General features: G+C 30.7%; 21 protein-coding genes. 5 read left to right on the top strand and 16 right to left on the bottom strand.

Annotated elements, in window-relative coordinates; genetic code table 11:
• Window positions 1–151 precede the first annotated feature (151 nt).
• On the top strand, window positions 152–1,111 hold the full coding sequence (gene lhpI / locus H518_RS0104500) for a bifunctional Delta(1)-pyrroline-2-carboxylate/Delta(1)-piperideine-2-carboxylate reductase (RefSeq protein WP_028887959.1): 960 nt from the start codon (window positions 152–154) through the stop codon (window positions 1,109–1,111).
• Window positions 1,104–2,171, top strand: coding sequence for a proline racemase family protein (locus H518_RS0104495; RefSeq protein ID WP_028887958.1), 1,068 nt, complete (start codon window positions 1,104–1,106; stop codon window positions 2,169–2,171). The genes lhpI and H518_RS0104495 overlap by 8 nt, the downstream gene beginning before the upstream one ends.
• Before the next feature lie 141 nt (window positions 2,172–2,312).
• On the opposite strand, the gene H518_RS0104490 is transcribed toward H518_RS0104495, so the two are convergent.
• The 8 genes from H518_RS0104490 to H518_RS0104455 form a co-directional block, all read right to left on the bottom strand.
• Entirely contained in the window at window positions 2,313–3,632 is a 1,320-nt protein-coding gene (locus tag H518_RS0104490) for a S28 family serine protease (RefSeq protein WP_028887957.1), read from the bottom strand.
• 75 nt (window positions 3,633–3,707) lie between these two features.
• Window positions 3,708–4,931: a M24 family metallopeptidase gene (locus H518_RS0104485; protein WP_028887956.1), complete on the bottom strand. Its 1,224-nt coding sequence runs from the start codon at window positions 4,929–4,931 to the stop codon at window positions 3,708–3,710.
• A gap of 11 nt (window positions 4,932–4,942) precedes the next feature.
• Window positions 4,943–6,235, bottom strand: a complete 1,293-nt coding sequence (locus tag H518_RS0104480) for an aminopeptidase P N-terminal domain-containing protein (RefSeq protein ID WP_028887955.1) — start codon at window positions 6,233–6,235, stop codon at window positions 4,943–4,945.
• Between the two features lie 55 nt (window positions 6,236–6,290).
• Entirely contained in the window at window positions 6,291–7,538 is a 1,248-nt protein-coding gene (locus H518_RS0104475; RefSeq protein ID WP_028887954.1) for an NAD(P)/FAD-dependent oxidoreductase, read from the bottom strand.
• An 18-nt stretch (window positions 7,539–7,556) separates the two neighbouring features.
• Window positions 7,557–7,820 (bottom strand): DUF3781 domain-containing protein, encoded by a 264-nt coding sequence (locus H518_RS0104470; RefSeq protein WP_205618004.1) that lies wholly within the window; start codon window positions 7,818–7,820, stop codon window positions 7,557–7,559.
• A 31-nt stretch (window positions 7,821–7,851) separates the two neighbouring features.
• Window positions 7,852–8,859 (bottom strand): 4-hydroxyproline epimerase, encoded by a 1,008-nt coding sequence (locus H518_RS0104465; RefSeq protein WP_028887952.1) that lies wholly within the window; start codon window positions 8,857–8,859, stop codon window positions 7,852–7,854.
• A 201-nt stretch (window positions 8,860–9,060) separates the two neighbouring features.
• Entirely contained in the window at window positions 9,061–10,587 is a 1,527-nt protein-coding gene (locus H518_RS0104460; protein WP_028887951.1) for an aldehyde dehydrogenase (NADP(+)), read from the bottom strand.
• Window positions 10,588–10,764: 177 nt separating this feature from the next.
• Window positions 10,765–11,697 carry a dihydrodipicolinate synthase family protein gene (locus H518_RS0104455; protein WP_028887950.1) on the bottom strand — a complete coding sequence of 311 codons (933 nt, stop codon included), beginning with the start codon at window positions 11,695–11,697 and terminating at the stop codon, window positions 10,765–10,767.
• Between the two features lie 150 nt (window positions 11,698–11,847).
• Here H518_RS0104455 and H518_RS0104450 point away from each other — a divergent pair, with 150 nt between their 5' ends.
• Together H518_RS0104450 and H518_RS0104445 are read left to right on the top strand one after the other, a co-directional pair.
• Window positions 11,848–12,687, top strand: a complete 840-nt coding sequence (locus H518_RS0104450; RefSeq protein WP_028887949.1) for an AraC family transcriptional regulator — start codon at window positions 11,848–11,850, stop codon at window positions 12,685–12,687.
• A 79-nt stretch (window positions 12,688–12,766) separates the two neighbouring features.
• Window positions 12,767–13,729 (top strand): PorP/SprF family type IX secretion system membrane protein, encoded by a 963-nt coding sequence (locus H518_RS0104445; RefSeq protein WP_028887948.1) that lies wholly within the window; start codon window positions 12,767–12,769, stop codon window positions 13,727–13,729.
• On the opposite strand, the gene murI is transcribed toward H518_RS0104445, so the two are convergent.
• From murI to H518_RS0104405, 8 genes are all read right to left on the bottom strand, one after another.
• Window positions 13,726–14,520 carry a glutamate racemase gene (murI, locus tag H518_RS0104440; protein ID WP_028887947.1) on the bottom strand — a complete coding sequence of 265 codons (795 nt, stop codon included), beginning with the start codon at window positions 14,518–14,520 and terminating at the stop codon, window positions 13,726–13,728. The genes H518_RS0104445 and murI overlap by 4 nt on opposite strands.
• A 68-nt stretch (window positions 14,521–14,588) precedes the next feature.
• A complete protein-coding gene (locus H518_RS0104435; RefSeq protein ID WP_028887946.1) occupies window positions 14,589–15,098 on the bottom strand; it encodes an OmpH family outer membrane protein in 510 nt (169 codons plus the stop codon).
• Window positions 15,099–15,135: 37 nt separating this feature from the next.
• Window positions 15,136–15,933 (bottom strand): OmpH family outer membrane protein, encoded by a 798-nt coding sequence (locus H518_RS0104430; RefSeq protein WP_028887945.1) that lies wholly within the window; start codon window positions 15,931–15,933, stop codon window positions 15,136–15,138.
• 65 nt (window positions 15,934–15,998) lie between these two features.
• A complete protein-coding gene (gene bamA, locus H518_RS0104425) occupies window positions 15,999–18,551 on the bottom strand; it encodes an outer membrane protein assembly factor BamA (RefSeq protein WP_043706459.1) in 2,553 nt (850 codons plus the stop codon).
• Window positions 18,544–19,296 (bottom strand): isoprenyl transferase, encoded by a 753-nt coding sequence (locus tag H518_RS0104420; protein WP_028887943.1) that lies wholly within the window; start codon window positions 19,294–19,296, stop codon window positions 18,544–18,546. Before H518_RS0104420 ends, bamA begins: the two co-directional genes overlap by 8 nt.
• 2 nt (window positions 19,297–19,298) lie before the next feature.
• Complete coding sequence (gene porG / locus H518_RS0104415) at window positions 19,299–19,979, bottom strand: type IX secretion system protein PorG (RefSeq protein WP_028887942.1); 681 nt, start codon at window positions 19,977–19,979, stop codon at window positions 19,299–19,301.
• Window positions 19,980–20,084: 105 nt separating this feature from the next.
• Window positions 20,085–20,981, bottom strand: coding sequence for an NAD kinase (locus H518_RS0104410; RefSeq protein WP_028887941.1), 897 nt, complete (start codon window positions 20,979–20,981; stop codon window positions 20,085–20,087).
• A gap of 31 nt (window positions 20,982–21,012) precedes the next feature.
• Entirely contained in the window at window positions 21,013–21,672 is a 660-nt protein-coding gene (locus tag H518_RS0104405; protein ID WP_028887940.1) for a CBS domain-containing protein, read from the bottom strand.
• Between the two features lie 59 nt (window positions 21,673–21,731).
• Between H518_RS0104405 and H518_RS0104400 the strand changes: the two genes are divergently transcribed.
• Complete coding sequence (locus H518_RS0104400; RefSeq protein WP_028887939.1) at window positions 21,732–22,445, top strand: pyridoxine 5'-phosphate synthase; 714 nt, start codon at window positions 21,732–21,734, stop codon at window positions 22,443–22,445.
• Window position 22,446 lies beyond the last annotated feature (1 nt).

The following is a 22,446-nucleotide window of genomic DNA, read 5'->3' as shown; positions in this document are numbered from 1 at the left end:
GTAGTTTTAAATTAACTGTTTTTATTTAAAAGTTAAGCTATTGTCGTTGATTTTGTGTTTTATGTGATACTATTTTAGCGATTACAACACATATATTACTATATGTTTAGCTCATCTGCCGCATATTTTTTATAAATACTTATTTTTGAGAATGAAAAAAATTATTCAAATAGACAGTGATTTTATAGAAAATAATACTAATTTTTTAGAATTGATTTCAGAATTAAAGACTTCGTTTTCTTCGGAAGATACAATTGTTCCTATGCGACATCATCATGATTTTGCAAACCCAGAAGTAAATGTTGACTCTACATTATTATTGATGCCTGCATGGACACCTAGTAAAAATGCAGGAGTAAAAATAGTTACAGTAAGTCCAGAAAATAGTCAGTTTGATTTACCATCTATTAACGGAACTTATATTTATTTAGATGCTGTTAGAGGTACTATTAAGGCAATATTAGAAGCTAAAAATTTAACGGTAAAACGTACTGCAGCAGCTTCAGCTTTAGCATCATCATTTTTATCAAACAAAGATGCTTCTTCTCTATTAATGATAGGAACAGGTGCCTTATCTACCAATTTAATTAAAGCACATGCTTCAGTACGACCAATTAAAAGTGTTTTTATTTGGGGACGTGATTTTAAGAAAGCACAAGCTATTTGCGAAGCACTTAAAAACGAAAATTTTGCAATTACAGCTGTAAAAACCATTGAAGAAAAAATAGCAGAAGTTTCTATTATTTCTTGTGCAACATTGTCTAAAACACCTTTAGTGTTAGGTAAGTATTTAAAGCCAGGACAGCATGTTGATTTGGTAGGAGCTTATAAGAAAGATATGAGAGAGGCTGATGATGAAACAATAGTAAAAGCAGCTGTTTATATTGATACTTTTCAAGGAGGGTTAAAAGAAAGTGGCGATATTTTTATTCCGTTAGAAAACGGAAAACTAAAAGAAGAAAATATTAAAGCAGATTTATTTGAACTATGTTCAGGTAAAAAAACAGGAAGAAAAAATCAAGAAGAAATTACTGTTTTTAAATCTGTGGGCCATGCTTTAGAAGATTTAGCAGCAGCAAATTATTACTATAATAAATATTCAGATGAATAAAACATATCAAAATATACTTTTAAATACAGATTTTATAGCAAAGGAAGATTGGCTAGAAATCAAAACTATTGATATGCATACTGGGGGAGAACCTTTACGTGTTATAGTAGGCGGATTTCCAGAACTAAAAGGTAATTCAGTTTTAGATTATAGACGTTATTGTAAAGATAATTTCGATTATTTACGAACAGCATTAATGTTTGAACCACGGGGTCATCCAGATATGTATGGGTGTATCTTATTACCACCAAATGATAATGAGGGAGACTTCGGAATTATATTTTTACACAACGAAGGATATTCAACCATGTGTGGTCATGCTATTATTGCTATTTCTACATTAGCAGTAGAAATGAATTGGATTAGCGTTAAAGAGGGTGAAAATATTTTAAAGATAGATGCTCCTTGTGGAAGAATAACATCTTTTGCTAACGTAAAAGGAGGCAAAGTAACTGGGGTACGTTTTCATTGTGTGCCAAGCTTTGTTGTCGGTTTAGATAGAACTGTTGAGGTTGATGGATTAGGAACTGTAACATATGATTTAGCTTATGGTGGTGCTTTTTATGCTTATGTAGATATGGCTAAGAATAATTTTGACTTTGAGCTAAGTACCGATTCTTATCGAGCGTTAATTACTAATGGTATGAAAATTAAACATGCTGTTATGAATATAGATAAAGAAATTATGCATCCACTAGAAGATGATTTAAGTTTTTTATATGGAACTATTTTTATAGATAATAATAAACAAGTATCAGGAAATGATAGTAAAAATGTATGCATTTTTGCTGAAGGAGAAGTAGATCGTTGTCCTACAGGATCTGGGGTTTCTGGTAGAATGGCTATTCATAAAAAAAGGAATGAAATTAAATATGGAGAAACTATGACAATTGAAAGTATAACAGGATCAGTTTTTAAAGGCTCAGTTGTTTCAGAAGAACGTTATGGAGCATACAATGCTGTTATTCCAGAAGTAGAAGGAACAGCTCATATTACAGGAGTACAAACTTTTTTGATTGATCCAAATGACCCAATGAAAGATGGTTTTATACTTAGGTAATTAAAAAGTGAGTTTTGATTTTTTTAATATTTATAGTTAAATTCAAAAGATTAGGATTATAAAAAGCCTTTATTTAAAATAACAATATAATTGTTATTTTAAATAAAGGCTTTTTATTGTTTAATAATTAAACGATAGTTGTTATTTTTCTTCTAACCAGCGATCAATAATAGCATAAATTTTTTTCTTGTTTTCAGTATTAAAGCTTTCAACACGAGTTGTATGACTTCCTTCAGGCTTTACAAATTTGTATAGCTCTCTCTTTTCAGCATCACTACTTAATTCAACAGCAGTCGAACTCCAAGTATCGTATTCACCGTAAATAAAAAGCATTTTTTCGGCTGAATTATCAAGGAAAGATTTAACCTCTTGCATTGGTTTTAAATTATACTCTTTTGAAATGCCTTCAGGAAAAGCCCAATCAAATTTGTAAATCTTTGATTCATTATTGAAGTATTTTTTAAAAGGAGCAGTTTCGTAACCATAAATTCCTTGCTCTGTTAGAGCAGCCCAAAAATAAGGTTGTAAACCATCAACCGACTTTTCTTCAAAAAAACCATAACCAGACACACTAATTAAATGTTTGTACATATCATCTATAGAAACATTTTTAGTAGGTATACTATCAACATTGTTTCCCCATTGCCAAAAAGAAAAAGAATATTCTAGAATTGTATAATTAATTGCTTTTTCTGCTCCAAACTCCCAAGTTAGTCCTTTTTCTTTGGCTGCAGTTTTCATTTTCTTTAAAAGAGCTTCTCTGTTTTCAAAACAAAGCTCTTGAAAAGCTTTAATCTTTTCTCTATCTTCTTTTGTTCCTACCGTTTTTAAAAACTGATAAACTCTAGGGTCTTCACGTTTGTAGTTTAAAGGACCAACATAACAAACACAAGCATCTACGTTTTTAGGAAAATATCTACGATGTGCCATTGTTGTTTGACAGCCTTTAGATACTCCTGTAGATATAAACTTTGTATCTGGATATAAAGCATTTCTAATAGCATCAATAATAATCTCTTGATCTTTAGCTGCATTTTCAACTGTAAGTGTGTTCCAATCTATTTTTTTAGGTCGTGAATTATTAAAGTAACGATGCTCGATACTTAATTGATTTGCATTATAGTGTTTAGCTAGTTCTCCTGCAGTTTCATTACCTATTCCATAACCACGAAGTTCTACAATTACTGGTTGTGTAGGATTTTCAAAACCTAAAAAAACACGTTGTTTAAAAGTACCTTTCGATAGGTCATTATGGTCAACTGGTTGTTCGAACCATATTTCATAGTTTTCATCGAAATGACTTACTATATCCCTTTTTTCGATGCTCACTACATTCTTTATAGCTGCAATTTTCTGGAAAGTTGTAGTTTTAGAGGATGATTTTTCAGTTGTTTCCTTGGTCTTACAGCCTATAAATAATAGCGCAAAAAGTAAAAAATAAAAAGAGCGAATTAATTTCATAATATGTTTAGTTTATCTAGCGTTTTATTATTGTTTAACAAGTTGTATTTATTTTTACTCGCTATTTTATAATATTTAATTATTTTGATTTATACCAAATGGATCTTCGATAGAATGCATAGGTTCTGTAAACCATTTAGGTCCTTTTTTGGTCATCATAATATGATCTTCATGACGTATTCCAAATTCGTTAGGCACACAAATCATAGGCTCATTGCTAAAAGTCATTCCTGAAGTTAAAACAGTTTTATCGTTTCTAACAATGTATGGCCATTCATGAATTCCTAACCCAATTCCATGACCAACTCTATGTGGTAATCCTGGTAGTTTATAGTCAGGTCCTAAATTATGAGATTCTAATACAACTCTTGCTGCATTATCAACCTCTTCACATGTATTGCCTAATTTAGCTGCATTAAAAGCAGCTTGCTGTGTTTCTTTTTCAATATTCCAAATAGATTTTTGTAAATCATTTGCTTTACCAAAAACATAAGTTCTAGTAATATCTGAAATGTAGTCGTGTAATTGACAGCCTGTGTCTATAAGTACGATTTCGTTTTCTTCTAAGTTTTTTGGAGATTTTACACCATGTGGAAATGATGAGTCTACACCAAATAGTACAATACAAAAATAGGACCCAGAAGGAACTCCGTATTTAATATGAGCATTATGAATAAAATCAGTAACTTCTTTAGCTGATATACCAACATATAAAATTCTTGCTGCTGCTTTTTGAACCTCTAATGTAATGTTCATAGCATGTTGCATAATGGCAATTTCAGCGTCAGATTTTATCATTCTGCAACCAGCTGTAATTGATTTAGCATCTTCTAATGTGTATGTTGCTACTTTATTTATTCCATCAATAACAAAAAAAGGTGTTGCTTCATCCATAAGAATAGCTCCTTCGGTGACATTATTGCCAACTAGAACTTTAGTAAATAGTTCATATGGACTTTCATGTTCTTCCCAACAATTAACTTCACCACTTATAAGGATAAAGTCTAAGATTGTGCCTTTTTCAAACTCTGGAGCAATAAAATGAAGATCACCGTTTTGAAATAAAATAGCACCAACCATTCGCTCGCTAGAGCTCCATTTCATTCCTGTGAAATAAAATAGGTTCGTTCCGGCATGTAAATACATTGCTTGTTTGTTTTGACTTTTCATCAATTCACAAGCTTTGTTTATTCTAGATTGAAATTCTTCTTTTTGAATAGGAACAACTAAGTGTGTATTTGGAGTTATAGCATTTAATTCTGCTTCTATGGTAGAACCTCCAATTCCGAATGTACTCATTTAATATTTTTTTAATTATTCATTAATGCTTCAATATCCTTAATTTCTATAGGCATTGCAGCTGTTAAATTGATATTTCCGTTCTCAGTAATCAGGTAATCATCTTCAAGTCTACACCCAATGCCTTCTTCAGGAATATAAATTCCAGGTTCACAAGTTAAAACCATACCTGCTTCAAAAGGACGAGAATATAAGCCAACATCATGTACATCTAACCCAAGATAGTGTGCTGTTCCGTGCATAAAGTATTTTTTATATAAAGGTTTCTTAGGATTTTGATTGGCAACGTCATTAGCATCTAATAAGTTTAGTTTTATTAACTCATTTTCTACTAAATCAGCCATGTTTTTTTCATAATCAATCGGTAAAACACCTGGTTTTAATAATTTACTGCCTTCCTTTAAACAATGTAAAACGGCGGTATAAACAGCAGCTTGTCTTTCAGAAAATTTTCCATTAACAGGAAAACATCGCGTAGTATCACTATTATAGTTTGCGTAACAAATTCCAAAATCGAGTAAAATCATTTCACCATCATTACAAGTTGAATCATTTGTGTTGTAATGCAATGCACAAGCATTTTTACCAGAAGCTACAATTGGTTGAAAAGCATGATGAGATGCCCCTGATTTAACTAAATTATAGGTTAACTCGGCTTCTAATTCATACTCTTTCATAGTAGCTTTACAAGCTTTTAAAACCGATACAAAAGAATTTATACTTATGTCGGCAGCTTTTTGCACTAATTGAATTTCTTTATCAGATTTAACAGGTCTTAAATCACGAGTAATTTTTGCAGCTCTATAATATTCGTGTAAAGGATATTTTTCTTTACACCATTTTATCATTCTGTTTTGTTGTGTTTCTTGATCTTTAGTAGCACGTTTTAGATGTTCATTATGTCCTAAATAAAATCCATCAGCTTCAAAAGCCATGTATTGTAAAGTCATTTCAAAATTACTAGACCATTCTATTCTATCAATTCCAGAAACCTCAATGGCTTGCTCTTTTGTTAGTTTTTCACCATCCCAAATTTTAATCTGTTCATTTGTTTCTTTTACAAATAAAACGGCACGATTCTCTTCTTTATATGCATCAGGATACAATATTAAAATTGTTTCTTCTTGATCAATTCCAGATAAATAAAACAGGTCATTATTCTGAGTAAACCCCATTACATCATCAGCATTGTTATGCTTTACATCATTAGATACTAAGATAGCAATAGTGTTTGGTTTCATTTGAGAGGTGAAACGTTTTCTGTTTTCTATAAATAAAGAGTTGTTTATTTGGTCGTAACGCATATTTTCTTAAAGATATGTTTAATTATTTTTTTAGATGCTTGTAGGTAATGTAAGATTATGAATACCTTTCTACGTGAAAAGGTTGTAAATCTAAACTTGTTTTTTTATCAGAAATAATTTCTGAAATTAATTTACCTGTAGCAGGGCCCAAGCTCCACCCCATCATAGCGTGTCCAGTAGCAATAGTCACGTTTTTAACTTTAGATAAACGTCCAATATAAGGTAAGCCATCAGGAGAACATGGTCTTAAACCGCAAGCTACATCATCAATTTCTTTTTGTTCAATTTTTAAACCATCATAAAAACCTTCACTAGCTTTGGCTATTGCATTTACTCTAACACGGTTTATTTTGTTATTTATTTTATCAACTTCCATAGTACCAGCAAAACGTGTAAAACCATTCATAGGAGTTACAGCAACTTTAGCTTCCATTAAAATTGCAGGTATTGTAATTCCTGTTTCTTTTTTTACATTAATTCTATAGCCTTTACCAGCTTGAACAGGTACCGTTGTATTTAGTTTTTTTAATAAATTTTGAGACCAAGAACCTGTTGCTACAACGATTTCATCAGCAATTAATTCTTGTTTATTGGTTCTTATTGATGTTACTTTATCGCTTTTTACATTTATATCTATTACTTCTTCATTAGATAAAATGGTAGCGCCCTTTTTTTCTAAATAAGATTTTAATTGTGGCATAAATTCATTTGGAGTCATATGTGCATCTGTATGATAATACACAGCTCCTTTTATATTTAGGCCAGCATTCGGTTCTAGTTTTAGTACTTGCTCTTTCGTTAAATTTTCAACTTTTAAACCTTCTTGTATTGCTCTTTTTCCAGTAGTCCATTCTTCTTCACCAGTTTTATCTGTTTGATAGCACATTAATAGACCTTTGTGTTTATAAAAGAAGTCGAAATCATTAGAATTTTTTATGTCTTGATATAATTCCCTACTTAAAACATTAATATCTTTTATTGTTTTAATAGAATTTTCAACTCTCTCTTTGGTAGCTGCTTTTTTAAATAACCAAGTCCATTTTAAAAAATCATAATCTAAGCGAGGCTTTACAGAAAAAGGACTTTTTGAGTCAAACATCCATTTAATTCCTTTATTAATCATTCCTGGAGCTGCCAAAGAAATAATATGACTCGGGGTTATATAACCTGCGTTTACATAAGAGGCACCACTTGAAAAATCTGATTTATCAATTACTGTAACTTTATGACCTTCTTTCTGAAGGTAATAAGCTGAACATAAACCTATAATTCCTCCACCAATAATTACTACTTCTTTCGACATTTAATATGTTATTTATACTTACTCTTTAATGATTCTATCTACAGTTATAATTCTAAATGTATTAGAGTTAACTGTAATTTTTATGTTGTGTTCTATATTGGATATATAAAAATTCTTTCCTAATTTCTTATAATTATTTAGAGCAGTATCTTCTAATACTTTCTTTATAAGGTCTTGACTTTTATATCTAGAAAAAGCTACACCTAGTTTCTTGTTTATTCTTTGATAAACAAGATCGGTATAGCAATGATTCTTTATAATTTCGTGTTTGTCTATTTTCAATTTTTTTGATTGAAAGGTAGTTGTTTTTAGTTTAGATTACCTGAAATCCATGAGCATATGGATCGTCTTCATCATCGATAAGAATATTGTTGTATCCAAATACTTTAGCCCAGCCTTGAATACTAGGAATAATAGCCATTTTACCATCTAAAGTAGTTTCTTTTTCTACTCTACCAATAAATTTACTACCAATAAAACTTTCGTGAATGAACTCTTCATTTACTTTTAGTTTTCCTTTAGCATATAATTGAGCTAGTCGGGCAGAAGTACCTGTTCCACAAGGGCTTCTATCGATAGCTTTATCTCCATAAAAAACAGCATTTCTACCTGAAGAAGTTGGATCGATAGGGTTACCTGTCCATAACATATGAGTTACATCTCTAATGGTGTCATTTTCTGGATGAATAAACATATCTGGATATTTCTCGTTAATACGATCTCTAACAACTTGAGAATATTGAATGATTTTACTTGCAGTAAAATCATGTACTCCAGAAAAATTTTTCTGAGGGTCTACAATAGCGTAATAATTACCGCCATAAGCAACATCAAAAGTAATTTCACCTAATTCAGGACAATCAATAGTTAAATTTTCTGCTGCTAAATAACTTTTTACATTAGTTAATCTTACCCAGTCTACTTTTTTACCTGTTTGACCATATTCAATGTTAACCAAACCAGCAGGTGCTTCCATTTTAATCTTTCCTGAAATTTTAGGTGTAATTAACCCTTCTTCAATTGCAATAGTAATGGTTCCAATTGTTCCATGCCCACACATTGGTAAACAACCAGAAGTTTCAATAAATAAAATTGCAAAATCATTTTCTAGATTGTGAGGTGGAAATAAAATACTTCCACTCATCATATCGTGCCCACGAGGTTCGAACATTAAACCTTTACGAATCCAGTCATATTCTTTTAAAAAATGCTGACGTTTTTCGCTCATGTTTGATCCAATTAAATTAGGACCGCCTCCTGCAACAACTCTTACCGGGTTTCCGCAAGTGTGTGCATCTACACAAAAAAAAGTTTTTCTCATATTAAATTAAATAGCTGACTTGTATTCTTTCTTATAAAAAACCCTTCAAAAAATTCTCTAATCAAGAAAACGAAGTCAGCATTTTTTTAATTTCTTTAGAGTGGTTATTTTTTAAAAAATATTCCTTTTTCTAAAGAAATTGTTAATTCTTATTATTGTACTCGTCGTTTTATAAAGTTACTATTAATAACAAAATAATTTTTAGTTTCTTAATTCTGTTGGTAACAATTCAGTTGGCCAATCTTGAAAACTAAAAGGTCTTATCCATCTTTTTATAGCACCTAAACCAACGGCTGTAAACCTAGAGTCAGATGATGCAGGGTATGGTCCACCGTGTGTCATTGATTCACAAACTTCTACACCTGTAGGCACTCCGTTAAAAATAATTCTACCTACTTTAGCTTGTAATGCATCTGCTATTATTGGTAGTTCAGAGAAATCTTCTTTTTCAGCTAATACTGTTCCCGTTAGTTGACCTTCTAAGCTATCAATAACTTCTACCAACTCGGCTTGGTTTTTTGCTTTAACAACTAAAGAAAAAGGTCCGAAAACTTCGGTATGCATTTTTGGATTTGCTAAAAAGTTAGAACCAGATACAGTACATATTGTTGAGGCAGCAAAGTTGTCTTCAATATTATCTGTTATTTGACCTACAATTTCTACACCTGGCTGAGAAGTAACTACCGCTCCGTTTGATATAAAACCATCCTTAATATTTGGGTGTAACATACATTGTGGTGCAATTGCTATCGTTTTTTCTGCTAAATCTTTAACAAAAGCATCTGTTTTATCACCAGCAAGTGTTAACAATAAACCTGGGTTAGTACAAAATTGCCCTGTTCCTACAGTTATTGAACCTGCATAAGTAGTTGCTGTTTCAGCAGATTTTCTTTCAATTACATTTGGCATTACTACTACAGGGTTGATACTTCCCATTTCAGCAAATACTGGAATTGGTTCATTTCTTTCTGCAGCTAAGTTATAAAGAGCTCTACCGCCAGCAATACTCCCTGTAAAGCCAACAGCTTTTACTTTAGGGTGCTTAACTAATGCTGTACCAACAACTCTTCCGCTTCCAGTAATGTTTGAAAACACACCATTTGGCATCCCTGTTTTTTCAGCTGCTTTAATAATAGCTGAAGCTACCAATTCACCTGTTCCAGAGTGCATTGCGTGTGATTTTACAATTACTGGGCAACCTGATGCTAAGGCACTTGCTGTATCACCACCAGCCGTTGAAAAAGCTAAAGGAAAATTACTTGCAGCAAATACAACAACAGGTCCTAATGGAATTGATGTTTTTCTAATATCTGACTTAGGTAATGGTTGTCTTGTTGGAATTGCTTCGTCAATGGTAACATTTCTCCATTCATCTTTTAAAATTAAGTCAGCAAAAGCTCTTAATTGACCAATGGTTCTTCCTCTTTCTCCTTGTGCTCTTCCTTCTGGTAAACCAGATTCTGACATATACATATCAGTTAATTCTGAATCTAAAGCTAGTATTTCATCTGCTATTGCATTTAAAAAAGCAGCTCTTTGCTTCCCAGATATATTTCTATATACTTTAAAGGCACTATCAGCTAATTCTACTGCTTCATTAACTTCATTTAAAGTTGCTTGGAAAAAAGGTGTTGAATTTTGTGTGTTTAACTTCGGATTTACAGTTTTATGAGTAGTAGTTCCTTCAGCTTTTAATTGATTTCCTATATAATTTTTTCCTGTAATCATTAGATTTATTTTTTTAAATGTGTTTTACACTTAATGAGATTTATACATTTTGTTGAAACCTGCAAAATCATTGCCTAAAAATGAAGCAATGATTTGTTAAGGTGTACTTTATAAATATGTAACTTTAAAATATAATTAATCTTAAATTTAAGATTAATTATATTTTAAAGTTTTAGATTAAGCCATTATAGCTAATTCTTTATATTCAGGTAAAGTAGGTCTCGTTTTTAATCCATTTTCAATAATAGCTAAAACTCTCTCTCTTTCTTCACCAATTAAAGGTAAACGTGGTTCACGTACATTTTCAGTACCAATACCTGTAGCTACCTCTGCTAATTTAATGTTTTGAACTAATTTAGAATTAATGTCTAGTTCTAATAAAGGTAAGAACCAACGGTAAATTTCAATTGCTTCTTCAGTTCTTCCAGCTTTTGCTAAGTTGAAAATAGCTACTGTTTCTGCCGGAAAAGCACAAACTAAACCAGCAACCCATCCATCAGCGCCCATGAAAATACTTTCTAAAGCTAAAGTGTCAACTCCTGATAAGATAGCTAAACGATCTCCAAAGCGATTTTTAATACGAGTAATATTAGATAAATCTCTTGTAGATTCTTTTACTGCTTGAATGTTTGGACAATCACGCAATAATTCTTCAAACATATCTAAAGTAACCTCAATACCGTAATCAACAGGGTTGTTATATACCATAATTGGTAATGTAGTACTGTTTGCTACTTTTTTAAAATAGGTCGTAGTTTCTCTATCGTCAGCTTTATATCGCATTGGAGGTAACATCATTAAGCCTAGTGCTCCGTCTTCCTTTGCTTTTCTAGCTGCGTCGATTGCTGCGACTGTAGTTTGTTCTGCAATATTCATTATTACTGGTACTTTACCGTTAACAACTTCTACAGCTTTTCTTACGATTACTCTTTTTTCATCATCTGTAAGCGTACTAGCTTCACCAAGTGTTCCTCCTAAAATAATACCGTTAACACCTGCGTCTAACTGAGCTTTAATATTTACTTCAAAATTTACTAAATCTAACGTATCGTTATCTGTAAATTTAGTTGTAACTGCTGGCATAACACCATTCCATTGTATAGTACTCATTGTTTGTTTTTTAAGGCAAAGTTATAGTTGATTTACTGAGTTTATTGTTTGTTTTTTAACCATAACATATACTATATTACCCTTAACGTTTATTTATAGTGTTTGTAATGTTAATATATCATAGATTTGTTTAAAATATTACCCATTTCTATGAAGGTTTTACCATTTAAAATACCAAAGACTAAAAATTTAGGACTGATTTATCAAGAAGATAATGGAGCTTTTTTTTATGATAAGTATCATGAGCATGAAGAAGTGCAGTTGTGTTATATTATTAAGGGTGAAGGTACTTTAATTGTTGGTGATACAGTTAATGAATACCATTCTAATGATATTCTGGTAATAGGAAGTAGACAACCTCATGTTTTTAAAAGTGATAATTCAGTAATTAAAAATTCATCCATGATTTCGCTTTTTTTTACTAAAAAGTCATTTGGTGAAACTTTTTTTGAATTGGATGATTTTAAAGAGATAGCACCTTTTTTTAGTAAATCTAAAAACAGTTTTAGGGTTAAAAATAACAAAGTAAAAATAACAAAGCTTTTTTTTAAGTTACAAAAAAGTAGGGATTTAGTAAAGTTTACTGTTTTTATTAAGATGTTAACTATTATTTCAAGTTCTAAGGTAGAATCTCTCTCATCTTTTATATATGAAAAAAAGTATACTGATAATGAAGGTAAACGAATGCGAAATATAATGGATTATACATTGCAAAATTTTAACAAAAAAATAGAACTAGACGATATAGCAGAGATCGCAAATATGACATCTAATGCTTTTTGCAGGTATTTTAAACAAAGAACGAATAAAACTTTTTTCACTTTTTTAAATGAACTTAGAGTAGAAAATGCATGTAGGTTATTACAAAATAAAGATTATTCAATTATTGATGTATCAGAAAGATCAGGGTTTAAAAATATATCTAACTTTAATAGAAAGTTTAAGGAGTTAAAGAAGATAACACCTTCAAATTATAGATTAAATAATTAATATATCTACTTTTTTTAAAAGGTATAGGCTTTCTTGCTTCACTTGTCTATATTTGACAGCTATTTTATCAAACAAAATTATGAAAAATATTACAATACTATTTTCTTTTTTATTAATATTAAATATATCTGCACAAGAAACATTACCTATCTACGCAGATTATTTGTCTGATAATGTTTATTTATTACATCCGGCTGCAGCAGGAATAGGTGACTGTGGTAAGATACGTTTTACAGCGCGCCAACAATGGATTGGTGTAAAGGATGCTCCGTCATTACAAACTGTAAGTTTTCATGCAAAATTTAATGAGAATTCTAAAGCGGGGTATGGGCTTATACTATTTAATGACCGTAACGGTTACCACTCTCAAAAAGGTTTACAGGGTAGTTATACATATCATTTGGATATGGGAAATGAGAACCTGTTTAAACAATTATCATTTGGACTTTCAATGGCAATGGTGCAAAATGAAGTAGATCAAACTACGTTTGGTGGTGGAGATGTAAGTCAGGTAATTGAAAGTGATTTTTACTTTAATGCAGATTTTGGAATGGCATACCATTTTAAAGGTTTTTCATCATATTTAACAATAAAAAATATACTGCTTTCTGCAAAGAATAATTTAAACTCTAATTATGAATCACTTAATTTAAGAAATTATATTTTTGGAGCGAGTTACTTTTTTGGTGATGAAGATAAACTCCAATTTGAACCATCATTAATGCTGCAATATAAAGCAGAAACAGGAGAGAAAATAGGTGATCTTAATTTTAAAGTTTATAAAAAGTTTAAAACAAGCCAACTTTGGGCTGCTTTATCTTATAGAAGAAGTTTAGATAGTAGTGTTTTTGGTGATGCTAATTATATTACACCAATTATAGGTTTAAACTACAAGAAACTAATGTTTGCATATACGTATACGCAGCAAAGTGGAGATGTTGTTTTTTCTAATGGTGGTTTTCATCAAGTATCTTTTGGTATGGATATTTTATGTAGAAAACGTAGAGCTTCCGCTTGTCCTAATATTAATGGTAGTTTCTAAAAGTCAAAATTTTCAATAATAGCATCTTTATATTCGTTTAAAATTAAGGCTAAAATATTTTCTTCTTTATTGATGTAAAAGGTGTTTGTTGTATTTTTTTTTGAAATAGAATATAAATTGTTTTCTATTAAAATTTTCTTTGTTTGTTTTGCTACGGCTTCTCCAGAATCAATAATTGTAACATTATTTCCTACAATATTTTTTATTTGTGGAATCAAATATGGGTAATGGGTACATCCTAATACAATACAATCACATTTAGAAGAAATCATTAAACTTAAATATTCTTTTAATAGCTCAGTCATTTCTATTGAATACATTTTTCCAGTTTCAATAAGTTCAACTAAACCATTACCAATTTGTTCTATGATAAGAATATTGCTATTAATGTTAGCAGATGTCTTTTCAAATAAAGTACTATTAAGAGTTCCTTTAGTAGCTAGTATGCCTATGTTTTTTGTTTTAGTTTTTAGAGATGCCGATTTAATTGCAGGCTCAATCCCTATAAAAGGAATGTCGTAGTTTTTTCTTAAATATTCAATAGCATTTGTGGTTGCAGTATTACAAGCGACTACTATTATCTTACAACCTTTGTTTATTAAAAATTCTGTGTTTTTTATAGATAAATCTAGAATTTCATTTTTTGTTTTTTGACCATATGGTGCATTTTTACTATCAGATAAGTAAATAGTACTTTCATTTGGTAGTAAGGCATGAATTTCTTTCCAAATAGATGTACCTCCAATACCAGAGTCAAAAATACCTATAGGTTGCTGTTGTTTTCTAATCATATATAGCAAAAATAAAAATCCTGCTGAATTTTCAGCAGGATTTTTATATAATTATTTTTAAGATTTTATTAGAATCCTAATTTCGCTTTTACAGCATTTAAAATATTTTCTCCTTTGTCGTAAACGATTAATCCTTTTCCTGGAGAAGCATCAAATACATAGATAATTCCTTTTTCAGCAGCAACTGCTTTAATAGCATCTTCAGCTTTCTTTAAAAGAGGAATTGTTTTCTCTTGATATTTCTTTTGCATTTGCTGACTAGCAGTTTGCTCAGCTTTTTGAATTCTTACTTTATCTTGTTGAACTTCTGCAGCTCTTTTTTGATTTACTTCCTGTGTTTGACTTTTACCTTCAGCATCATATTTTTTAAATTTAGCATCTAGTTTTTTGTACATAGCTTCAATATCATCACGATAAGTCTTGCTTAGTTTTTCTAATTCAGCCTTCATCGCTTTTGTAGCAGGCATTTCAGATAATAATAAGTCTGTGTTTATATGTGCTGTTTTTTGTGCGTTTGCAATACCACCTAATCCAATTGTGAAAATAGCAACTAATAATAAGGTTTTAAAATGTTTCATCTTTGTTTTAATTTAATTTATACTCTCTATTCTTGATTTATTTACTCTTTTTTATTGCAGCTTCCTTTTTTGCTTCTTCTTGAGCTTTTCTTAAAGCTTCTCTTTTTTCTTTTAATAACTTTCTAACATTGGCTCTTTCTTCTAGTTTAGCTTTCCTTTTTTCTTCAATTCTTTTAATTCTTGCTAACCTATCATTTTTCTTTTTTTCTTTTATTGCTTCTTTCTTAGCTGTCTGTGCTTTTTGAGCATCAGTTAAACCTTCGTTTTTAAGCAATTCTTTTTTAGCAGCTATCTTATCCTTTTTTTGTTGTCTTTTTTGATCAATATTTATCATTTTTACAACAAGGTCGCTAATATCGTGTTTTTTGTTTGAATATAGCATTACTAAATCTCCAGATTTATCAAATACAAAATCATATTTTTTTCTAGAAGCAATAGTTTGAATGGCATTGTAAACTTGATCTTGAATTGGTTTTACCAATTGTCGTCTTAAGTTATACATATCTCCTTTAGGTCCAAAGTATAATGATTCTAATCTTCTTAAAGATTCTTGTTTTATAGTAATGTCTTCTTCACGCTCTTCAACTAAATCTTTTGTTAAAATAGCTTTTTCGTTACTTAAGTCTGTTTTTATAACTTCTATAGCTCGAGCTTCTTTATCTAATTTAGTTTTCCATTTTTCAACTTTAGCACTTAAAGAGTTTTGAGCTTCTAGATATTCAGGAATATTTTGAAGAATGTACTCCATGTCAATATATGCTATTCGTTGACTTTTTTGGGCAACAGTGATACTAGTAATAAGTAAAAGAACGATTGATAAAATGCTTTTTTTCATCTTGCTATAATGTGTTTAGAAAAAACCGTGCCAAAAAACTAGACACATCACAAATGTAATGTTTTTTAGAACTGTCTTCCAATAATAAAATGTGTTTGCCAACCAGATTTTTCTGATAACCCAGGTAAGGGATCAAAACCATGTGCGAAATCAATACCTAATAAACCAAATGCAGGCATAAATATACGAACACCTAATCCAGCAGAACGTTTTAACTTAAACGGATTAAAGTCGCTAAAATTGTCATAAGAATTACCAGCTTCTAAAAAACCTAAAGTGTAAATCGAAGCAGACGGTTTATCTGTTATAGAATAACGTAATTCCATCTGAAATTTATTGTAAATAGAACCTCCATCAGTTGATGATATTCTATTATTCTCATAACCTCTTAAACCAACAGTTTCTCTACCGTCTAATTGTCCTTGAGCAATTCCATCACCTCCAACAAAGTATCTTTCAACAGGAGTTAGGCCTAATTTACTGTTATATGACCCTAAATAACCCATTTCAAAATTAGACATTAACACTAATTTATTATTTGTAGATAATGATGTATACCATTTTCCTTTTGCAGATATTTTATAATATTCTAACCATTTGTATTTGTCTGACAAATACGCTTGTCTTTCTTCGTTAGTAGGGAAATCAGGCTCTGTATAGTCTTTTCCGTTTACTAAAGAATAAGGAAATGTAGCTTTTGCTTTAATAGTGAATTCCGAACCATAAGAAGGGAATATTAAACTAGGACCTGTAGAGTTACGGCTTAAAGCAATACTATAGGCTAAATTATTTAAATTACCATCACTAATTACATCAGTAGATGAACCAACACGGTACCCATAATTTTGTAAATCAATTTTTTGGTAACTTATATTTTGAGATAAAGAAAAATAATCATCAGGCCACTTTAAACGTTTACCTAGACCGATTGAAGCTCCTAGAATACTTAAACTTTGATTTTTATCAACAGAATTTGTTGTGAAGTCATACCTGTATTGATTAGAAAGGTAAACCGAAAATGATAACGATTGTGGTGTTTTTCCTCCTAACCAAGGCTCTGTAAAAGAAAAGCTATAGGTGTTATAAGTTCTACTTGCTTGTAATCTAAGTGAAAGTTTTTGACCGTCACCCATTGGTAATGGTTTGTATGCTTCTTTGTTAAATATATTTCTAATAGAGAAATTATTAAAAGATAAACCTAAGGTACCAATGAAAGATCCTCCACCGTAACCACCTTGCAGTTCAATTTGACTTCCTCCTTTTTCTACTACAGAAAAATCAATGTTAGCGGTTTTATTTTGATAATCTGGTTTAACATCCGGAGTTACGTTTGCATCGAAAAAACCTAATTGCCCAATTTCACGAATAGATCTTATAATATTTTGACGACTAAATAAATCACCTGGTTTTACACGTAGTTCTCTAAAAATTACATGATCATTTGTTTTTTCATTACCAGTTACTGTTACTTTTTTAATTGTAGCAGGGTCATCTTCACGAATACGTACTTCTACTGTAATAGAATCGTTATTAACTTTAGTTTCAACAGCGTTTATTTGAGAGAATAAATAACCATTGTTGTGGTATAATGTTTGGATATCTTGAGAAGAAGGAGTTCCGTCACCAGAAACACGTTCTTTTAAAATTTTTCCATTGTATATATCTCCTTTGTCAATACGTAGTAATCTATGTAAGAATTGATCTGAGTATTTTTTGTTTCCTACGAATTTAATGTCATCAAAACGATATTGACGACCTTCTTCTAAAACTATTTCAAGATTAATTGTATTGTCATCATTCCAAGTTAGTTTGTCAGATAAAACACGTGCATCTCGATAACCGTTCTCACTATATTTTTCTAAAATACTTTCTAAATCAGCTTTGTAATCATCTAAAATATATTTTGATGATTTCCAAAAACGACCAAAAATTTTACGTTTAGTGTTTTTCATTGCACCACGTAAAACACTACTTGACATAGCTTTATTACCTACAAAATTAATTTCTTTAATTTTTATACGAGCTCCTTTGTCAACAAAGATATCCATGCTAACAGTATTAACGTCAGAAGTGTCTTGCTTTGTAGTTAGAGAGACTTTAGTTTTAAGGAAACCTTTATCGGTATATTTTTTTTTAATGTAATTTCTTGTGGTTACGATTAAGTTATCGGTAACCATAGCACCTTTTTTTAATTCGGTTTCTTTTTTTAAGTCTTTTGCTTTTGATTTACTTAGCCCCGAAACAGATACGTCTGTTAATTGTGGTAATTCAGTAACATCAAATAACAGATATACTGTTTCACCATCTTTTTTAGAAAGATAAACATCTACTTCGCTAAATTGTTTGCTTTCATAAAGCTTTTTAATAGCACTGGTAAGTTTATCTCCAGGTAATTTTATAGGTTGCCCATCAACCAATCCTGTATAGACTCTTATAGTTTGTTCACTAAATTTTTGTAAGCCAGTTACTGTAATTCCTCCAAGTATATATTGCTCCCCTTTTTTATAGGAAATAATATTATTACTAGTAGTACTGTCTTTAATTTTTGTGTTCTGTGCTTGTATGTTCGCCGATAAAAAGGCGATTAAAAATACTGCTAAATAAGAATACTTATTCATTGGTCTCAATCTGTTCACTTGTTTTTCCAAATCTTCTCTCTCTGTTTTGATAATCTATTACGGCATCAAAAAGGTTTTCCCTTCTAAAGTCTGGCCATAATATTTCTGTAAAATATAATTCAGCATATGCTAGTTGCCAAAGTAAAAAATTACTGATTCTTTGTTCCCCACTTGTACGTATCATTAAATCAACGTCGGGCAAATTAAATGTATATAAATGGTTATTTATAATTTTTTCGTCTATTTTTTCAATATCTAGCTCTTTATTAACAACTTTTTTAGATATGTTTTTGAAGGCGTTAACAATTTCTTCTCTTGAACCGTAACTTAAAGCAAAGGTTAAAGTGATTTTTGTATTGTTTTTTGTTTGTTCAATAACGCTAGCTAATACTTTTTGAGCATTTTTAGGTAAACTACTAATGTTACCAATAGCATTTATTTTAACGTTTTTACGCTGAAAGTCTGGAAGTTCTTTTTTTAAAGTGCTGACTAGTAGGCTCATTAGGGCGTCTACTTCTAGCTTTGGTCTGTTCCAGTTTTCGGTAGAGAAAGCATAAAGAGTAATGAATTTTACTCCTATTTCAGAAGCTGTATCAGCTGTTTCTCTAATAGCAGTTAATGCATTTCTGTGTCCAAAAATACGTTGCATTCCTTTTCCTTTTGCCCATCTACCATTACCATCCATAATGATAGCAATATGATTAGGAACTTTTTGTAAGTCAATGCACTGTAATTTTTCATCCATATTTATTCTGCTAATCCTTTATAACAAGGAGGTCTTCCGAAGGAATAAACGATTGAAAAACCAGTAAACATGTACCAGTCATTTCCTGTTCCTCCAAAGTTTAAACTATTTATTTTATCTGTAGTGAAATCTAGATCATCTATTAGGGTTATGCGAGCGCCTACTTCAAAAGCAATTGCTAAGTGGTCATCTAACCGGCCTTTAATACCAACTCCTACGGGTAAAGAATAAGAGAATTTGTTTTTTAAACGAATAGTATTTGGAGATGTTCTTTCTATTGGACTACTGTAATTAAAAGCAGCAATTTCTGCTAATATATATGGGGTGAATGTTGTTTTGTAATTGCTAATATTATAATCAAAGAAGTTAAACTCTATACCAGCAGCAAACTCATGTATGTTATTTGTAAATTGAGAACCTCTGTTTTGACGAAATAAGTTTTCTGAGTTTTTATCATTTCCAGAAACAGGAATGTAAGTATAGGTACCTCTTAAAGCTATTCTAGGGTTTAAGTTGTATTTATAAACAATACCTCCACCTAGTTTGTTAGGGTAAATGTAGTTTGTTCTACCAACATCACCTATATAATTAGCACCCCCAGCGAAGATTCCAATTTCGTGAGTTTGTGATTGTAACGTAATTGCTATAATAGCAAATAATATGAATAAGATTTTATTTTTCATTATAAAAATAGCGTGCAAATATAGGAAAATCAATTTGCTTTAAAAAGTTAATAATCTATCTTTTTGATTAACTTTTTTTTTAAGGATTTATTGTGGTGAGTTTGATTATAAAGATTCATTACGGGTGTCTTCTCCCCATAAAAGTTTACTTCTCAAGGTTTTTAAATGTGATTGATTTTCTAATAAAATACTTTTTATCGAGAAATTTGCTTTATGTATCTTAATTTTAGTTCCTTCAGGAACAGTTGTAATTCGAGAATCTAACGAAATTAGGAAATCTTTTTCACGAGCGCTAACCTCTAGTTGAATTAGAGTTTTGTCAGGTATAACCATTGGTCTAGCATTTAAGTTATGTGGCGCGATTGGTGTAATAACAAGACTTTTAGAGTCTGGTAATATTACAGGGCCGTTACAACTTAAAGAATATCCTGTAGAACCTGTTGGAGTTGATATAATTAATCCATCTGCCCAATAATTTGTTAGGTATTCTTTGTTTAGGTATGTTCTTACACCTATCATTGATGTCGTATTTCTACGAGCAATAGTTATTTCATTTAAAGCAAAGTCAAGTTCATTAAAAGCGTTAGTTTGTGGAGTTGTTTCTATTTGTAATAAAGATCTGTCTTGAATAGTGTACTTATGTTTTAACAATAAATGAACCGCTTCTTCTATTTGGTCTTTTTGGACTGTAGCTAAAAAACCTAATCTGCCTGTGTTTATTCCTATAATAGGGATGTTTAAATTGCGAATATAGGTTACGGCTCTTAAAACAGTTCCATCACCTCCAATTGAAAACATCATATCAAAAGAGTTTGATAGATCTTTAAAATGAGAAAAAGTAGGATGCTTTTTTTTTAGTGAGTTGTTTTTAGTTAGTAAATCATAAAACTCTTTTTCAAAAAAAACAACGATGTTGTTTTTCTCTAAAACCGATAATAATATTTTAATTTCCTTTTCAGCTGAAATGTTATAAGCTTGACCGTATATCGCTACTTTTTTCACTATTAATAATATTTGGTTATTGATGTGTAAATTACATGTCTAAGTACTTTCTTAAATAAGAAGCTCTGTCTTTTAGCTCTTCTAAATAAAAATCATCTTCATGTTGTGTAACGACATTGTAGTCATATCTACGAAAAGTTTGAATTACTTCGTTTATTTCTTGGGTTATTATTTTTAGAGTAACTTGAATATTGTCTTGATTTTCAGATGAAATATAAAGGCCTAGTAATTTGGCTCCATTGGTTTCAACTATCTGTGCAATTTGCCCTATAGAATAATCACTTTTATTTTTACCTATAATTAGAGTTTCACTCTCGTTATGTAAGAAAGGGCTGTCAGCAAAAGCATCTAAAACGTCACTTAGTTCATAGTAACCAGCATAATTCATTTCTTGGTTTAAAACGGGTATTAAATTACAGTCATTGTCAGCAAACAAAACTATTAAATCTAATAGAGTGGTTTTATTATTAGAGTAGAAAAGATCTAGTAAATAAGAGTATTCACTTAATTTTTGATCTTTGTCTTCAATTGTTTGGATATCACTTTCTGGTAAGCATCCAATTAATTTCCCACCTTCAACAATTGGAATATGTGTAATTGGTAAATTTTCACATACTTGTTGAGCGCATCTTACAGTGTCGTTTAGTGTAAGTGCTTTTATTTCTTCTAATATAAAGTCGTTGATATTCATTACTACGAATATAGTTTAAAATGTTTTAATGGATTATCTTTGTGTCTTAATTTTATGAGATGACTAAGTTAAGTGTAAATATTAATAAAATTGCAACGTTGCGCAATTCTAGAGGAGGAAACACGCCTAATTTATTAAGTGTAGCTACCGATATTGAGGGGTTTGGTGCTGAGGGAATTACGATTCATCCAAGGCCAGATGAGCGTCATATTCGCTATCAGGATGCGTATGATTTAAAATCAATCGTTACTACAGAGTATAATATTGAAGGAAACCCTATTGATAAATTTATGAAAATGGTTTTAGAAATAAAGCCTACTCAAGTAACGTTGGTTCCAGATAGTGTTGATACGTTAACGTCTAACGCGGGTTGGGATACGATTATAAATCAGTCTTATTTAAAAGAAGTGATTTCAGAATTTAAAAATAACGGAATTAGAACATCAATTTTTATAGATACAGATTTAAAACTGATTGAAGCTGCTGCAAAAACAGGGGCAGATAGAATTGAATTATATACAGAAGAATTTGCTACACAGTATGATTTAGGGAACAAAACGGCTGTAAAACCTTATGTTGACGCAGCTATTTTAGCGCATGATTTAGGTTTAGGTATTAATGCAGGTCATGATTTAAGTTTAGATAATATTAAATTTTTTAAAGAGAGTGTACCAAATTTAGCGGAAGTTTCTATTGGGCATGCACTTATTTCAGAATCATTGTACTTAGGGTTGGAGAATGTTGTTAATATGTATTTGCATAGATTAGGATAAT

Source organism: Tenacibaculum ovolyticum DSM 18103, from assembly GCF_000430545.1.
Lineage (GTDB): Bacteria > Bacteroidota > Bacteroidia > Flavobacteriales > Flavobacteriaceae > Polaribacter > Polaribacter ovolyticus.
The sequence above is the reverse complement of the archived record's forward strand: the minus strand, read 5'-3'. Positions and strand labels throughout refer to the sequence as shown.

Coding starts and splice junctions, on each gene's coding strand:
- murI (WP_028887947.1), bottom strand. CDS start 14,520: ATGATTAGAAAACAACAGCAACCTATAGGTATTTTTGACTCTGGTATT.
- H518_RS0104490 (WP_028887957.1), bottom strand. CDS start 3,632: ATGAAATTAATTCGCTCTTTTTATTTTTTACTTTTTGCGCTATTATTT.
- bamA (WP_043706459.1), bottom strand. CDS start 18,551: ATGAATAAGTATTCTTATTTAGCAGTATTTTTAATCGCCTTTTTATCG.
- H518_RS0104430 (WP_028887945.1), bottom strand. CDS start 15,933: ATGAAAAAAAGCATTTTATCAATCGTTCTTTTACTTATTACTAGTATC.
- H518_RS0104480 (WP_028887955.1), bottom strand. CDS start 6,235: ATGCGTTACGACCAAATAAACAACTCTTTATTTATAGAAAACAGAAAA.
- H518_RS0104485 (WP_028887956.1), bottom strand. CDS start 4,931: ATGAGTACATTCGGAATTGGAGGTTCTACCATAGAAGCAGAATTAAAT.
- H518_RS0104435 (WP_028887946.1), bottom strand. CDS start 15,098: ATGAAACATTTTAAAACCTTATTATTAGTTGCTATTTTCACAATTGGA.
- H518_RS0104400 (WP_028887939.1), top strand. CDS start 21,732: ATGACTAAGTTAAGTGTAAATATTAATAAAATTGCAACGTTGCGCAAT.
- H518_RS0104455 (WP_028887950.1), bottom strand. CDS start 11,697: ATGAGTACTATACAATGGAATGGTGTTATGCCAGCAGTTACAACTAAA.
- H518_RS0104475 (WP_028887954.1), bottom strand. CDS start 7,538: ATGTCGAAAGAAGTAGTAATTATTGGTGGAGGAATTATAGGTTTATGT.
- lhpI (WP_028887959.1), top strand. CDS start 152: ATGAAAAAAATTATTCAAATAGACAGTGATTTTATAGAAAATAATACT.
- porG (WP_028887942.1), bottom strand. CDS start 19,979: ATGAAAAATAAAATCTTATTCATATTATTTGCTATTATAGCAATTACG.
- H518_RS0104420 (WP_028887943.1), bottom strand. CDS start 19,296: ATGGATGAAAAATTACAGTGCATTGACTTACAAAAAGTTCCTAATCAT.
- H518_RS0104465 (WP_028887952.1), bottom strand. CDS start 8,859: ATGAGAAAAACTTTTTTTTGTGTAGATGCACACACTTGCGGAAACCCG.
- H518_RS0104495 (WP_028887958.1), top strand. CDS start 1,104: ATGAATAAAACATATCAAAATATACTTTTAAATACAGATTTTATAGCA.
- H518_RS0104445 (WP_028887948.1), top strand. CDS start 12,767: ATGAAAAATATTACAATACTATTTTCTTTTTTATTAATATTAAATATA.
- H518_RS0104450 (WP_028887949.1), top strand. CDS start 11,848: ATGAAGGTTTTACCATTTAAAATACCAAAGACTAAAAATTTAGGACTG.
- H518_RS0104460 (WP_028887951.1), bottom strand. CDS start 10,587: ATGATTACAGGAAAAAATTATATAGGAAATCAATTAAAAGCTGAAGGA.
- H518_RS0104405 (WP_028887940.1), bottom strand. CDS start 21,672: ATGAATATCAACGACTTTATATTAGAAGAAATAAAAGCACTTACACTA.